Origin of the sequence: Bradyrhizobium sp. 141, from assembly GCF_023074055.1 — a bacterium.
Taxonomy (GTDB): Bacteria; Pseudomonadota; Alphaproteobacteria; order Rhizobiales; family Xanthobacteraceae; genus Bradyrhizobium.
In genome coordinates this window covers 282,425-297,011 of the sequence record NZ_JADPKR010000094.1, presented here as the reverse complement: position 1 = coordinate 297,011, position 14,587 = coordinate 282,425, and the positions used below count along the sequence as shown (strand labels likewise).

General features: G+C 59.2%; 15 protein-coding genes and 1 pseudogene. 2 read left to right on the top strand and 14 right to left on the bottom strand.

What is annotated here, in order from left to right; all coding sequences use genetic code 11:
• Nucleotides 1-475: 475 nt before the first annotated feature.
• Genes nifT through IVA81_RS28830 form a run of 4 tightly spaced genes read right to left on the bottom strand, consistent with a single transcriptional unit; the run spans nucleotide 476 to nucleotide 2,559 of the window.
• Nucleotides 476-697 carry a putative nitrogen fixation protein NifT gene (gene nifT / locus IVA81_RS28845; protein WP_247324232.1) on the bottom strand — a complete coding sequence of 74 codons (222 nt, stop codon included), beginning with the start codon at nucleotides 695-697 and terminating at the stop codon, nucleotides 476-478.
• On the bottom strand, nucleotides 694-1,887 hold the full coding sequence (nifS, locus tag IVA81_RS28840; RefSeq protein ID WP_247324231.1) for a cysteine desulfurase NifS: 1,194 nt from the start codon (nucleotides 1,885-1,887) through the stop codon (nucleotides 694-696). Before nifS ends, nifT begins: the two co-directional genes overlap by 4 nt.
• An 18-nt stretch (nucleotides 1,888-1,905) precedes the next feature.
• A complete protein-coding gene (locus IVA81_RS28835; RefSeq protein WP_247324230.1) occupies nucleotides 1,906-2,199 on the bottom strand; it encodes a NifU family protein in 294 nt (97 codons plus the stop codon).
• Between the two features lie 39 nt (nucleotides 2,200-2,238).
• Nucleotides 2,239-2,559, bottom strand: coding sequence for an iron-sulfur cluster assembly accessory protein (locus IVA81_RS28830; RefSeq protein WP_247324229.1), 321 nt, complete (start codon nucleotides 2,557-2,559; stop codon nucleotides 2,239-2,241).
• Between the two features lie 326 nt (nucleotides 2,560-2,885).
• Here IVA81_RS28830 and IVA81_RS28825 point away from each other — a divergent pair, with 326 nt between their 5' ends.
• Nucleotides 2,886-3,476, top strand: a complete 591-nt coding sequence (locus IVA81_RS28825; protein ID WP_247324352.1) for a hypothetical protein — start codon at nucleotides 2,886-2,888, stop codon at nucleotides 3,474-3,476.
• An 875-nt stretch (nucleotides 3,477-4,351) separates the two neighbouring features.
• On the opposite strand, the gene fdxB is transcribed toward IVA81_RS28825, so the two are convergent.
• The 10 genes and pseudogenes from fdxB to IVA81_RS28775 form a co-directional block, all read right to left on the bottom strand.
• Nucleotides 4,352-4,636, bottom strand: coding sequence for a ferredoxin III, nif-specific (fdxB, locus tag IVA81_RS28820; protein ID WP_247324227.1), 285 nt, complete (start codon nucleotides 4,634-4,636; stop codon nucleotides 4,352-4,354).
• A 13-nt stretch (nucleotides 4,637-4,649) separates the two neighbouring features.
• Nucleotides 4,650-4,850: a CCE_0567 family metalloprotein gene (locus IVA81_RS28815; RefSeq protein WP_247324226.1), complete on the bottom strand. Its 201-nt coding sequence runs from the start codon at nucleotides 4,848-4,850 to the stop codon at nucleotides 4,650-4,652.
• Nucleotides 4,851-4,857: 7 nt separating this feature from the next.
• Nucleotides 4,858-5,328, bottom strand: a complete 471-nt coding sequence (locus IVA81_RS28810; RefSeq protein ID WP_247324225.1) for a NifX-associated nitrogen fixation protein — start codon at nucleotides 5,326-5,328, stop codon at nucleotides 4,858-4,860.
• A gap of 10 nt (nucleotides 5,329-5,338) precedes the next feature.
• Nucleotides 5,339-5,734 (bottom strand): nitrogen fixation protein NifX, encoded by a 396-nt coding sequence (gene nifX, locus IVA81_RS28805; RefSeq protein ID WP_247324224.1) that lies wholly within the window; start codon nucleotides 5,732-5,734, stop codon nucleotides 5,339-5,341.
• 22 nt (nucleotides 5,735-5,756) lie between these two features.
• A complete protein-coding gene (gene nifN / locus IVA81_RS28800; protein WP_247324223.1) occupies nucleotides 5,757-7,139 on the bottom strand; it encodes a nitrogenase iron-molybdenum cofactor biosynthesis protein NifN in 1,383 nt (460 codons plus the stop codon).
• A gap of 9 nt (nucleotides 7,140-7,148) precedes the next feature.
• Nucleotides 7,149-8,792, bottom strand: a complete 1,644-nt coding sequence (gene nifE / locus IVA81_RS28795) for a nitrogenase iron-molybdenum cofactor biosynthesis protein NifE (protein ID WP_247324351.1) — start codon at nucleotides 8,790-8,792, stop codon at nucleotides 7,149-7,151.
• Between the two features lie 118 nt (nucleotides 8,793-8,910).
• Nucleotides 8,911-10,470: a nitrogenase molybdenum-iron protein subunit beta gene (gene nifK / locus IVA81_RS28790; protein WP_247324350.1), complete on the bottom strand. Its 1,560-nt coding sequence runs from the start codon at nucleotides 10,468-10,470 to the stop codon at nucleotides 8,911-8,913.
• Between the two features lie 72 nt (nucleotides 10,471-10,542).
• A complete protein-coding gene (nifD, locus tag IVA81_RS28785) occupies nucleotides 10,543-12,045 on the bottom strand; it encodes a nitrogenase molybdenum-iron protein alpha chain (protein WP_247324222.1) in 1,503 nt (500 codons plus the stop codon).
• A 1,452-nt stretch (nucleotides 12,046-13,497) separates the two neighbouring features.
• A pseudogene (locus IVA81_RS28780) lies at nucleotides 13,498-13,846 on the bottom strand (ISNCY family transposase); the annotation flags it as partial.
• The gene (locus tag IVA81_RS28775) at nucleotides 13,803-14,093 is read right to left on the bottom strand and encodes a hypothetical protein (RefSeq protein WP_247324221.1); all 291 of its coding nucleotides are present in this window, start codon (nucleotides 14,091-14,093) and stop codon (nucleotides 13,803-13,805) included. The gene IVA81_RS28775 and the pseudogene IVA81_RS28780, both read right to left, overlap by 44 nt.
• Here IVA81_RS28775 and IVA81_RS28770 point away from each other — a divergent pair.
• Entirely contained in the window at nucleotides 14,092-14,388 is a 297-nt protein-coding gene (locus IVA81_RS28770) for a hypothetical protein (protein ID WP_247324220.1), read from the top strand. The genes IVA81_RS28775 and IVA81_RS28770 overlap by 2 nt on opposite strands.
• The last annotated feature ends 199 nt before the right edge of the window (nucleotides 14,389-14,587 follow it).

Genomic DNA, 14,587 nt, shown 5'->3' with positions numbered 1-14,587 from the left:
CTTAGTCTTGACGCGTCGTTCGAGACTGATTCAAGGATTTGCATCGCGAACGTTGCATCACGATTTGCAAGCTACGACCTGGCCCGGCGCGAGATTCAATCCTCTCGAAACTGAATCTTGCGGAGTTGTAGCAATTGGCCTGACGCTGTGTGCGGAATGCAACGACCGGGCTGGCGATGTCAGCACAATGGGCCCTCGCGAGGGCCTCCCCCGTCAACGCCATCGCGCTGGCCTAACGCCTCAGTGCTGGCCTAGGCCGAGATATTGCGTTTGGCACCGTGCGTCGGCGCGATCTTGGTTCCCAAGAACGCTTCGAGCGCTTCCGGAGTCATCGGCACGGTCGGCTGGAACCTTCGGTCACGCCAAGCCAAAGCCAGGGAATGATGTGGCCTTCCTCGCAGAGGCCGGACCGCTCCGCCAAGAATAGCTTCCGCATCCGCTGGCTTGGCGAGGTTCTGTGGAGTCGCAGCATTCATCATTCGGTTGCTTCGCCGCCGCGCTTCTTGGCGTTGATAGTGATTGGAAGGATGGTGTCACTCGCCATCGCGGGTAGGTCGAGCACCCAGCCGTTCGCGATTCTAATCCAACCACCCCACAGCGTCTCGTGCTCACATTCGACAATCGGCTCCTCAAGATCCTTCTTGGGCACATAAATCGAAAGCCCCGTCTCGGGCGAACGGCGAATCATGACCTTCATAGGAGCTCCGCAAGTTGTGAGCTCTCGCCCGCGCGCTCCTGACACGCACGCCACAAGGCTCTCTGTTTGGCAGTGATGTCCGCCAGGACTTGCAGGACACGATCGATCTCATCGGGCGCCGTGTCGCGCGACAGCGAGAAGCGAACCGCACCGCGCAAAAAAGCCGGTGGTACTCTCATCGCGCGCAGGACATAGGACGGCACCATCGAGCCGGACGCGCAGGCCGAACCGAGTGAGACGGCAATTCCGTTGCGGTTCAGGTGGTTGACGATGGCGTCTGCTTCGAGATGCTCGAAGGCAATGTTAGACGTATTTGCCAAGCGGTTCTTGATATGACCAAGCACGATGCAACTGCCGAGAGCGAGAATGCCTTGCTCCAGCCGGTCGCGAAGGACGCCAATCTGCATCTGCTCTTGTATGAGGTGTGCCGCAGCGAGTTCCGCCGCCTTGCCGAGCCCAATAATGCCCGGAACGTTTTGGGTGCCAGCGCGACGATGCCGCTCCTGTGCGCCGCCGAAGATCAGCGGTCGAAACTTGATGTCCTTGCGCACATACAGCGCGCCGATCCCCTTCGGACCATGGAGCTTGTGGCCGGAGAGCGACAGCATGTCGATGTCCGTAGTCTTCAGGTCAATCGGAATCCGCCCGACCGCCTGGACCGCGTCGGTGTGAAAGAGCGCACCGACTGAGCGCGCCATCTTGGCGAGGGATTTCACCGGAAAGATCGTACCGGTCTCATTATTGGCCCACATGACCGAGGCGATTGACGTGCGCCTCGACAATGCGTTGCGATAAGCCTCGATGTTCAATCGGCCGCTTGCATCGACCGGAATGACATGGGTCTTGATTCCTCGTCGTCCCAGCTCCTCGGCAAGGGACAGCACGGCCGGATGCTCAACGGCCGTTGTGACGATCTCGTCGCGTCCCTCCTGCACGGCGAGCGCGGACAGGATCGCTGTGTTGTCGGATTCAGTCGCGCCCGACGTGAAGACGATCTCGTGATCGAATGCCGCGCCAACGAGGGCCTGCAGCTTCCGGCGCGCTTGTTTCAATGCGGGCGCAACCTCAATGCCGAATGCATGCGCGGACGAGGCATTGCCGAATTGCCCAGAGAAGAACGGCAGCATTGCCGCCACGACCAAAGGATGAGCACGGGTCGTCGCGTTGTTATCCAGGTAGATCGGCCGCACGGACTGTCCGCTCTGCACTTAATGCCCCACTTTGGCAGCTCCGGGGAGCGGGATCAGGCGGACGAACTCGCCGAGCCGCTCGATCAGGCGCGCCTGAATGGCCGCGAGCGTCGTGCCCGCAAGCTTGCATAACATGCAGGCGCCGGTGAGCCTGACCATGATCTTGTTGCCGTCGATTTCGACGAGCTCACAATCCCCACCATCACGCCTGAGGCTTGGCCGAATCTCATCGAGCACCGCGCAGACAGTCCGCTCGCGATCGGAAGGCTCTGCAGTCGAAGACTGCTTCGTTCGTTCAGCCTTCAGGCCCATGTTCGATGCTCCTTCCATTGCGAATGGTCCGAAGGCGGCTCAGCTGAACGATTTGCCGCAGGAGCAGCTCGATTTGGCATTTGGGTTATCGAAGCGGAACCCCGATCCTTCGAGCGACACCACGAAGTCGATCGTGGTGCCATTGAGATGCGCCCGGCTTGCGTTGTCGACGAATACTTTGATCCCGTCTTGCTCGAACACGGGCTCATCGGAGACCGGCTCATGAGCAAGACCCATTTTGTATGTGAACCCTTGGCAACCGCCGCCTTCGACCATGATCCGCAAACCGCTTGCCGGCTGGGCTGTCGAGGAGATTGCGGCCTTCAGTGCGTTGATGGCGCTATCCGTTAGGTTGATCATTTCTGGCTCGCTCTCAGTTCTGTCGCGAGGCACAGTTCGCAAATCCCATGCCAGTCGAGATGCAGCTGAAAACAATTGGTTTTGAAGGCGGCGACCATTCGATTTGCGACCTGTCGGCTTTGCGACAGGCGGTTTTCCGGCGTCCCGACCTCATCCGGCCGAAACCTCGTGATGGTGCCAGCACGTATCCCTGCACATTGCGCCAAGCCGCCGCTTACGCTGTGCGTCGCTGCACACATAGGCGCACGGCAAACAACTTGCATAAGGTTAGCGGACACGCCGCATTGGGCGATGCATGTGCACGACAGATTGATGAGGAGCCTTCCATGACGTCGATCGACAACACTGCTCTTGGCCAGTTGGACAAGGAGGGGCGGTTGCTGAATGCGGTGCTTAAGACCGAGACAACGAAGTCGGGGCGATTTGGATTTCGGGGCGACATCGCGCTGAAGTTCCAAGCCCAGCTCGCCGACGAAAAACGACCGCCGGACTATTCCATCGAACAAGTTCTTGCAATCGCGCAGGAAGGCGAACCGACCATCCCAGTCCTTGCCGGATATCTGCATTCCTTCGCGTATCTACCTCAGGCCGCAAAGGTTCTGGATGGCAGGCTGAGCCCCAAAGGGAGCTATTTCATCTTCTGCAACAACATTGATCTGCTCGCGAAGTACCGCACCAAGATAGGCGACATCACCTTCCGCATTCTGCCTTGCGACGAATCAACTGTGTGGAAGGAGATGATGGACCTCGCCGGCGTCGACAAGAATGACATCAAGAAGCTCGGTACGGCCGGTAGGCTCGACTACCTGCTCGACGCGGCCAAGGACATCGGTGGATCATACGCGGAAATCTCATACGAGGACGGCCTGGCCAAAATGGAGCCGGTGAAGAACAGAAGCGAAAACCGCCCCGTCTGAGGCATCGCCTCAGACCCTCTCTCTCGGCAGCCCGACGAGTATGCCGCAGAGAGAGACACTGCACCCGCTTCGCCTGGGACTGGCTCTGACAAACCCTGGTGATCGGCCTACCTTTCGGGAGATCACACGGCCACTCTGCTAGGCGTGTGTTGGCCAAGAGCACTGTCGTCAATTACACCGAGGGGCGGCTGGCCGCGACGGACCGGCTGACTGCGTCCATGGGGATCCGGACGTTCCAATGCTCATCGGTTCATGATCGCGGTCACACATTTCAGAGGGCTGATCGACGATGTATGGATCGGCTTTGGCGCTGTGCTCCAGGCCTTTGCCGGCCTGCGCGGCGCAGAGATGTCGCGCGTCGATGCTCGCCAGCCGACAGGTTGTCGACGAGCTGCGCCCATGGATGATGGGAGACCGACCCGGGGGATTGAGTAACGCGCAGGTTGCATCGTTCGAGAGAACCCAGCGTGCCAGTGTCAAGCGGTTTGCCTCGTACATGCAGTTTCGCAGAGCCTCAAAATGCGGCGGCGGGGTGCCGGTTGATCGAGCCAGGCCAAGCGATAGCTGAACAGATTTGGCCGCACGTCCTCAATATCGTGAGAACGAAGCGAAGCTATGCAGAATGCCGCAACCGAAGCTGTCCTAGCTCATCAACTGCTTGCGCCGGCGGCCGACTGCAGTTCGCCTCAATGGATCGAGCGCGCTCGTCTTGCGAGATCCGACCGATCCAACCGAAGATCGGCCAGTTGGCCCATGCGAGCTCACGGCCGACTCGGCAACTGCCGGCTTCACGCCAGTAGAACAGGTCGGATCTGGGCGTTCCTTACCAGATTGTATCTGACAACTGACTTGTCGATCTCGTCGGAGAAGCTAAATCAACCAGGTGGTGTGTGGGTCTGACAGTTTGTTGGGCACACCCGGGCGCAGGCGCTGCAGCCGATGCAAGCGCCTTCGTCCTTCAGCACCATGACCTTCTTTTCGACCTCATCGTCGTCCTCGTCGAGATCGATGATCTCGCCACCCTCGCTTAGCCCCTTCAGCGTCATGACCTCACGGCCGCAGATCTTGTAGCAGCGGCCGCAGCCGATGCACTTCTTGGGATCGATAGAAACCAGGTAGTCCGGCCTCCAATTGCGACCGTCGCGGGTCCTGAATGACATGGCCAACCGTCCGTTATGCTTTGTCCAGCCCCTGAAGATATTGGCGCTTGCTTTCGAGTTCGCTGAAGGCAGCGTGGGCCTTCTGGGCCACGCTCAGGATCGACGACCAGTTGACCGGCAGCTCCTCGGAGAGGTCGTGGAGGTCCATCTTGGCCTGGGTCGCCTTGGCCGACAGCTTCTTTATTTCCGCTTTCAGGGTTTCAATATCGCTCACACTTGCCTCAATAACTCGCCGCTTCCGGGAACTTACGGATCATCTCAACGCCACTGTTGACGAATTTGTCGCCTTGATTGGCGAGATCAGAGAGATGATCGAAACCAAAGCGATGCACGTCGCGCAGCTGCTTGCTCACGACAACGAGCCGGCCGCCGATCAGTACGATCCGACCGAACCCTTCGTGATGCATCTTCAGCATTGGCGAGATCATCACACCGGTCGCCTTCTCGATCGAGAGCGCAACGGCGTCGAAGAACAGCTCCAGCCGCCATGTCGTGTCCGGGTCGGGATTGCCGACGATCGGCAGCGCACGGCGCTTGTCCTTGTCGAGAACGTAGGGTTCGAGCAGCTCGAGATCCTTCTTGCCCTCCCAGGCGCCGTGGGTGTCCTGGGCGCGCCAGATCTTGATGAGCTCTTTCAGAAATGGCCCCTCCGCCGCGGCGGCGGCTGGAGTGACTTCAGACGGATCTGCCATCTTTGTTCCTTCAGGCTTCGAAATGCACCGTACGTTCCGGGCTTTTGGTGAGCAGCTTCCGCAGCCAGGGCGGCGGCGACCCCTTCAGCACGGTTTCGAGTTTGACGCAAAGCTCGTCGATGGGCTCTGGCTGCAGCACCTTCATCGGATGGACGTTGCGCGCGACGACTCGCGCAGCGCCCGAGCCGCCAATCGCCGCAACATAGAGGATTGCGCAGTCCCTGATCGCCTCGATCTTCGGCGCGAGCTTATCCTCATTGCCGTCTTCGGTGAGGTCACCGTCGAACTGGATCGCCTCAATAAACCGATGCCCGTCCGGGCCGACCTCGTAGATCGCGATGTTCTTGGCCCAGCCGAAGTGGGCATCGACGTGCTTCAAGTCCTGAGTGGCGAATGCAACTTTCATCCGGGTTGTTTTCTCTCCCTGCTCAATGCACCTGGGGCGGATGGACCTGCGGGCCGCCGCAGGTTGATCGCCAGGTGTCGGGCGTCGGCCCATGGTTGGTTTCGCGGTCGGTGATGATCAGATTGGCGATGTCAAAGATCAGATCGCGCGTGCCGCGATAGCCAGCGGTCGTGAGGTGCGCAGCGCCAAGGCGATCGAACATCGGAAAGCCTACCCGGAAGAACGGAACATTAAGTCGCGAAGCGGCCTGGCGACCATGTGAATGCGACATCAAGAGGTCGCAATCACGCGACCTGGCAAGCTCTTCAAGATCCTCCAGATCGCCGATCAGGACGTCCTCGGTCCTGACCCGCTGGAGCACCGGTGAGTTCGTCGTCGTCACCGCAGCACTTACCTTTGCCCCCATCTCGTGGAGCAAGCTGGAGAGATCGAATAACAAGTCCGGCTCGGCGCCGATCGCGAGCTTGCGACCGCCGATATGGAAATGTGCATCCAGCATGGCGTCTGCCAGCTGTCCACGCTGCCGGCGATATTTCCAGGGCACCGACCGGCCGCTGATCTGGCTCAGGAAAGCGATGAATTCGTCGTTTGGGATAAGGCCACAGAGCCGGTCGAACAGACGGAACGGCGTGCCTGTCCGCACCTGCATGGCCTCGGCCGCACGGCGCATTTGCGCGCCGATCGCGACCGTCCAGGCCACCTGCCCCATGGTCGCAATCTCGTCCACTCCAATGCCCCCTATCGTGGTCGGCGTGAATTCGTCGGGAATGTGACCATCCAGCGAGCCGGCAAGATCCGGTAGGAAGGAGGGCTTGAGCCCAAAATCCTCAAAAATCGTGCGAAGCTCGTCGAGATCGCCGGGCGTGAGGTGGCAACCAGGTAGCACGTTAACGCGGGAGGTATCGCGCGGTCTCGCTGCGTCGACGGGAGCCACAAGCACCTCGATCATCCGCGCCACTGTCTTGCCCCAGCCATCCTGAAAGGCATCCTTGAAATCCGGGGTCGAGACGTAGACAAGGGGGAGCTTTTCGAGCTTCGGATGCTTCTGTCGGATCAACCGGATGAAGGCTTCGACGTCATCGCCGTTGGTCTCGGTGACGCCAGTCGAATTGATGCCAATGATCTCGGGCTCGACGCGATTGTAGAGGTTGAGGATCGCCTGTTCGAGATTCTCGTGGCCACCGAGCACGGTGGCAACCTCGCTCATGGCGGTCGTCTGCATCGGCACGGCTTCGTTGAAATGGCGCACGAACAGCGTCAGCCCGAAGGACGTGCAACCTTGCGGGCCGTGCAAAAGCGGCATCGCGCCGCGCAGGCCCAGGAAGGCAAATGAGCCGCCGATCGGCTGGCTCATTTTGAGCGGATTGACCGAACAGGCTTTGTTCGAGGTAGTGACGATCGCCATGTCGTCCCCCTACTCCGCCGCCTGCAGCGCCGGGGGCTGCAGATCGGAACGAATGTCCTTACAAGCAACGCACCGTGCGGTGGAATTGGTGCACGGCCCGGCGGGCTTGGCGAGATTCGGGCCATGCGCCGCAATCGCGCTCTCGCCACCGCTGGCCTCACTTTCATTGCAGGAACTTATCGTATTGACGCCGTTCTTGCTCGCGTCCCGAACTGGATCAGCGGCTTGCGCATACATCTGCGCAACCGTCGTTGCCTGACGCTTCCGGTCGAACTCATCCCATGGCGCGGGTTGGCGGAGCTGATCCCATATCGGATTGTAGAGCGCTTTCTCGATCTCCTCCATGAGCTTGACAATCCCGATATAGCCCATGTAGGCGTGGCAGCGCTCCTGGTTGATATCGAGCCACGGCATCGCCGCCTTTAGTGCGACGAATTGCGACTTGCCGCCGGAGAGCATGATGTCGGCTTTTGCGTCCTTGAGCATCTTGTAGATCTCGCGAGGCGACATGTCCTCGATCATGTGGGCGTCCTGGCCCATTAATTCCTTGATACGTTCCTTGTCCTTCTTGGTCGATTTCTTCACGGACGTGCCGACGATCTCGAGCCCGGCCTCTTGCAAAGCGGCCACGATCGACCAGGATTTCACGCCACCGGTGATGAGAACAACCCTCTTGGCGGCAAAGCGTGGCTTGAAACGTTCAATCGCAGCCCAGGCTTTGGTCTCTTCGCGTGCGATCAGGGCTTGCGTGCGTTCCATCAGCTCAGCCGGCGCGCCGCGTTCGATCAGCATGCGCGCGATCTGGCGCAGTGAATCGCTGGAATCCTCAATACCGTAGAACGAGCCTTCAAAAAACGGGATGCCGTAGCGCTGCCTCATCTTGCGTGCGACGTTGATCATTGCCTTTGAGCAGACCATCATCGCGGCTTTGGCTCGGTGCGAATAAGCGACCTCGCGATACTTGCCGTCCCCCGAGATGCACGACAGGATCCGGATTCCGAGCTCATCGAGCAGCGGCTTGACCTGCCAGAGCTCGCCGGACAGGTTGTATTCGCCGATGATGTTGATGTCATACGCAGTGGTGTAATCGGGCTCTCCGGTACCGATGACGTGCTCCAGCAGTGCTTCGCCCGCGAGCTTGTTGCCAAGGTTCTTCGACCCCACAAATCCCGGTGCATTGATGGGAATGACCGGTTTACCAAATTTGGCGGAGGCCGCCTTGCAGACCATATCGATGTCGTCACCGATCATTGCGGGCACGCATGTCTGGTAGACGAAGATGGCCTGCGGGTCGTATTTCTCTGTGATCTCCTTGACTGCCCTGTACAACCGCTTCTCGCCGCCGAACACGATGTCGGTCTCACTCATGTCTGTGGTGAAGCTTCTGCGCCACAGATCGGAGCCGGAGGAGGCGGAACCGCGATTGTCCCAGGAATTGCCCTCACAGGCGATTGGACCATGCACAAGATGGGCGACATCGGTGAAGGGCTGCAGTGCGACTTTGGCGCCATCGAAGGCACACCCACCGGCGACGCCGCCCGGCTTCAGCTGCTTGGTGCATCCATTCTTGCGCTCGACGTTCGACTTGCTCGCGTTCCTGGCGCAGCCCGGTTCGTTAAAGACGTCTTGTATGGTCGTGGGAAGCGAAGTCATGGCGTCTCTTTCAGGGATGTCAAGACACCGCACAGACCAAGAGGATGGGCCGGCGGATAACCTGTGATCCCCGCCACAGTGCCGCTGTTCCTGCGGACGATGAGGCGGGGCGCTCGCCTTAGCGTATGATGTCGAAGCTGTAGTCTGTCTTGCCAACCGAGCTGGTTTTTCTATCGATCTCATCAAAGATCTTGTCGAGAATCTTGACCAGCACATTCATGCTACCCTGATAGCCCCACACTGGATAACGATGGTGATGATGGCGATCGAAGATGGGAAACCCGATGCGGATTAGCGGCGTTCCAGTGTCACGCTCGAGATACTTGCCGTAGGTGTTACCGATCAGGAAATCGACCGGTTCTGTGAACAGGAGAGAACGCATGTGCCAGAGGTCCTTGCCGGGGTAGGCGCGGCAGTTTTTACCAAACGGCGAGCTCGCGAACAGCGCCTGCATCTTCTGCTCCCAGGTCTTACTCCCGTTGGTCGAGAGCACGTGGGTCGGCTCAGCGCCGAGCTCCAGCAAGAATGCGGCCAGGCCATAGCAGAGGTCGGGATCGCCGTAGATCGCGAACTTCTTGCCGTGAACATGCGCGCTAGAGTCAGCCATTGCGTCTACCAGACGCCCGCGCTCCCGCTCCAGCGCATTTGGAATTGCCTTGTTGGTGATACGCGACAGCGTCATCAGGAAATCGTCCGTGGCGGTGACGCCCAGCGGGTGATTGAAGGCGACGACCTCCTGGTCGTGCCCCTTGATGAAGGGCAACGTCTTCTCCGTACAATATTGCTGCATGGAAATGGTTGCCTTCGCATGGACTGCGTTCGCGGCATCCTCTAGTGTGGTGCCGCCATCATACATGCGGAACTCGCCGTCGGTGGGGGTATCGAACACATCACTGTTATCCGCGAGGATCGTGTAGCCGACCCCCATCAAGTCGAAGATGCGCTTTATCTCACGGATGTTTCCGACAGTGTAGCCGTCGAAGCCACCGATGAAGTTGATCGAGTTGTTCGCTTTGCGCTGGAGTTTTGGCGCCGTGCCGGCTTTGCCATCCCAGAAATGCTCGAGGATGCCCTTGAGCGTGTTGTCGTAGCCCGTAACGTGGCTACCGACGAATGCAGGGGTGTGAGCGAATGGTACGTCGTAGTCCGCGGGGACTGAACCTTTTTCCTTTGATGTTTTGATGAAGGCGTTGAGGTCGTCGCCAATGACTTCCGCCATGCAGGTCGTGGCGACCGCGATCATCTTCGGCTTGTACATGTTGTAGCTGTTGGCAAGCCCGTCGGTCATGTTGTTGAGCCCCCCGAACACAGCCGCGTCTTCCGTCATGGACGACGAGACGCACGAGGTCGGCTCCTTGAAGTGCCGTGACAAATGGCTGCGGTAATACGCGACGCAACCCTGGGAGCCGTGGACGAACGGCAGTGTGCGTTCGAACCCGACCGCGGCGAACACCGCACCTAGCGGCTGGCAAGCCTTCGCCGGATTAACGGTTAGCGCCTCGCGGGCGAAGTTCTTCTCGCGGTATTCGGGCGTCTTGGACCATTCTCTGATACGATCGACCTCGGCGGGATCGTGCGGATTCTCAAATAGCGCCTTCTTATTGGCCAGCATCTGCTGGTAGTCGTCTCCCCGGAAAAGCTCAGAGTGGTCGAGTATGTGTTCGGCGTTCTGTGTCATCATGGCACTCTTCAGATTCTTGTGTTCGTTCTCCTGCCCTTCCCCTCCTCTGTGGAAGAAAGGGCGGCTTTCCTATTCCGCCGCCATGAGGCTCGGCCGCGGAGTGTCCTTCCAAGGTGCGGTGGTCTTCCCCCAGATCGGGGAGTTGATCGCCATGTCCATGTCTCGGGCGAAGATCGCGAAGCCGTCATAGCCGTGGTAAGGACCCGAGTAGTCCCAGGAATGCATTTGGCGGAACGGCACGCCCATTTTCTGGAAGACGTATTTTTCCTTGATACCGGAGCCGACGAGGTCTGGCCGGATCTTTTCTACGAAGCGCTCGAATTCGTAGCCGGTGACATCGTCGTAGATCAGCGTGCCGTCCTTGACGTAGTGCTGGGCGGTGCGCTGATAGTCGTCGTTGTGACCGAACTCATAGCCTGTGCCGACAACATCCATGCCGAGGTCCTCATAGGCGCCGATGACGTGGCGAGGACGTAGGCCGCCGACGAACAGCATTACGGTCTTGCCATCGAGCCGCGGCCGGTATTTCGCGGTCACCGCATCGACAAGCGGCTGATATTTCGCAATGACGCGCTCGGCGCCTTCCTTGATCTTATCATCGAAGAAGCTTGCAATTTTGCGCAGCGACTCCGCGATTTTGGAAGGCCCGAAGAAGTTGTACTCGCACCAGGGAATCCCGAATTTTTCCTCCATGTGCCGTGAGATGTAGTTCATCGAGCGATAGCAATGCAATATGTTGAGCTTCGCCTTCGGCGTCGCCTCCAATTCAGCGAGAGATCCATCCCCGGACCACTGGGCGATGACGCGCAGGCCCATTTCTTCCAGCAGGATCCGTGACGACCAGGCGTCGCCGCCGATGTTGTAGTCGCCGATGATGGCAACATCATATGGCGTCGGCTCAAATTTAGAGCTGACCTCTGGGGCACTCTTGTCGAAGATCCAGTCTCGAACCGCGTCGTTCGCGATGTGATGGCCGAGCGATTGTGACACGCCACGAAAACCCTCGCACCGCACAGGCACGATGGTTTTGCCGCCATATTCCTTTGACTTTTCTCTGGAGACCGCCTCGATATCGTCGCCGATCAAACCGATCGGACATTCGGACTGAATGGTGATGCCCCTGTTGAGAGGAAATAGCTCCTGGAGCTCGTCGATGAGTTTGGTGACCTTTTTATCGCCGCCGAAGACGATATCCTTTTCCTGGAAATCGGAAGTGAACTGCAGTGTCACGAACGTGTCGATGCCGGTCGTGCCGACGTAGTAGTTGCGCCGCGATCCCCATGAGTACTGACCACAGCCGACCGGACCGTGGCTAATATGGATCATGTCCTTTATCGGCCCCCAGACCACGCCCTTGGAGCCCGCGTAGGCGCAGCCACGGATGGTCATCACGCCCGGAATGGACTTGATATTCGACTTGACGCCACAATCCGACTTCCCCGCCTCGTGAACACTCAGATGCTTGGCGCGCCTTTTGGCGGTCTTCTCTGGGTAGACCTTCAACACCTCATCGATTAGCTGCTTGTTGCGCGCCTTGATCTCTGCGACGCTTTCGGTAGTTGCTCGGCTCATACAAAATTCCTTTCCATTGTCGTCTCAAATCAAGAAGCGGCGCTTTTCCGGTGGACCGACGGATTTCCGATCCGGCGTTCAGGTGTAAAATGTGCAACCTCCCTGACCGGTCCTACCGGTCGCAACTTCGCGGGCTTCTGGATCATGCCGCAGCGGTCGATCAGGATGTTGTAGCTCATCTCGGCTGAGCGTTTGCGAGCGCCCTGTGTGACGTTGATTTGTCGACGGGATCGCTGACCAAGACGCGTCTCGGTGATGTCATGCCCGCCCTCCAGCGATTGGTCATATCCGCTTCTTTACTCGCTCGCGTGCCATTGGTGGGCCTGTCTCTCCATGTCGATGAAGGGCTAATAGTCGCCTCTTGCGCAGGAGTCTGCAACGAGTGTGCCAGCGCTGGTTGAATACAAAAACCCACGTCTGTAGAGCTAGATAGCTGGCAGGATGCGGATTGTTATAAACCTGACCCTGTCTGGCACCGACAGGCGTACCCGCTAACGCCCTGTCTGAAACAAAACAATCACTTGCGCTCTCCGCCAGCGACATGGCTAGAGTCTTCCCGCGCGCCGACGTCACTCCGGTGCGCAGCTTTGCTTGGCGCACCAATCCAGCGATCGGAAACACCATCGGTTCGAGATGGATTTCAGCGCACGTAGATGCGCCCAAGGTGTTTGCGATCGATCCTGAGCAAGCGGTGATTGAGCGCTGCACCACCTCTTCCGGATGACTAAGAGAACTCGGTTGTCAGCAGAACGCTTTTTCACTTGCGCGCGATCTTTCGCTTCGCTCGTCATTCCTTGATCTCGTGGAGACGCGCTCTAACGTGGCGACACCCGCCCCCCTGGAGAGCATGTGGGGCTGATCGATTCCCAACCCGCAATAGCCTAAAAGGCGCAAGCTCGTGGCCCTTCGTCGTTCGAGGTAAAGGGGTTGGCGTTCTGCAATGGCCCCGTCCTTCTCATTTGGCAGTCCAGCTGCAGCTCGCTTCAGCATCTCGGTTAGACGCGCCACGACTCAATACCGCGCTTCGATTGGGCGCGCGTCGACTTTTTTCTATCGCCGCTTGCGGGAGCGTGACACGGTGAGCCGAAGCCGGCACGCGGCACCGAGTGCTCCATCAGCCGCGCTTCCACCTCCGGAGGGGAAGGTTGCGCAGCGACAGCGAGGCCGGTCCGCTCATGAGCGCGAGGCCCTCCTCCCATTAAAGATGGACACCGCTAGAGCGGCTCGACCAGCGCGGACTGCCCTCAATTTCGCGTTGAGCGTTCATCGTCCGTCGATGAAGCTTCGCATATTTCTCCGTTCGGCAAATAATGCTCGTTGGATAGCTCACTCTAGTCTACTTCCCGGCGCAAAATTGATGCTTTCCAACCTTTTGGCCAACGGCATGGGCCCAAGCAAACCCCGCCATGGTGGACGGCGGGGGTCTGAAGCGAGCAATGATGTGTGCGAGGTCTACGGAGCGGCTCGGCTGCTCATCGTCCGGCCGATATTGACGAGGTTGTCAGAGATCACGCCGAGCGCGACCCAGCGCTGCATTCCGGCGTCATCCTTCTATCGGCATCGATTGAGACCGTTTCGCCGCTTAACCACGCTGATGCGTCCGTCACATCGCACGCCATTTCTGGCCATCGCGGAACCAGCGCTTCTTCTGTTCGCGCTTGCGCTCAGGGCTTTTGCTCGATCGATTGGGAATGCATACCCGTTTGACCCCCATTGCTCTCGCAGCGGCCTCGTCCCTGGCAGAGTGGAACCCGGCGTCAGTCGCCACCAGCCGCGGCACGCGCCTCAGCTTGACCTGGTGGGTTGCGATCGTGCCGAGCCGACCACGACTGTGGCTCTTCGGGCACCGCTTCGCCAGTGCTTCGTGCACCGGCCGCCACGATCTGCTCGTCCGCCAGCACCTGATCGGCGTGCTGCATCCACTCTTCGCGAAGATCACTCACTTCCTCGGCGATCAGCCCATTGCCAAAGCTGAGTTGCGCTCGCCGCATCTCAATCATCTCGCCGCCCCGCGCGCCTTCGATGCGGCTCTGGACGTAGCAGCTCATGATTGAGTTCGCAGATGCCCTCGACCGCCTGCTTCAGCTTCTGATAATTGTCGAGCCAGCGACGAACCTCGGCGCCCCGTCCGCGACGTACGCTGAACTGCTGCGTGCGGCCGCCGGCGTATGTCACGGCGAGCACGAACACCTGATGCCCTTCGCCGCGCGCGCATTTAGGACAGCCCTTGCTATGTCGGACGGCGCGCTCCAGCAACGAACCGCGCAGCAACTCGCCGGTGGCCGGCAGCTTGCCGACGAGTTTGTCGCGCGCTCTAACGGTTCGCTCACGAATGATTCATAAGAATGAATCAATGGCAGCCTAACAAGTCAAGCGCCGATCCGTTCGACCTTGCAGTTTTCCGCCGATCGGCCGACTCTGAACTCAGACTGCGTCCACCTAATTTGCGCCGGGAAGTAGTCTAGCGCCTTCAAGTGCCTTCGGAGTTTGGGCTCAACCTTTGTTGCGGTGTGCTCGTCTTTGAGGACGGCACACAAGCCGG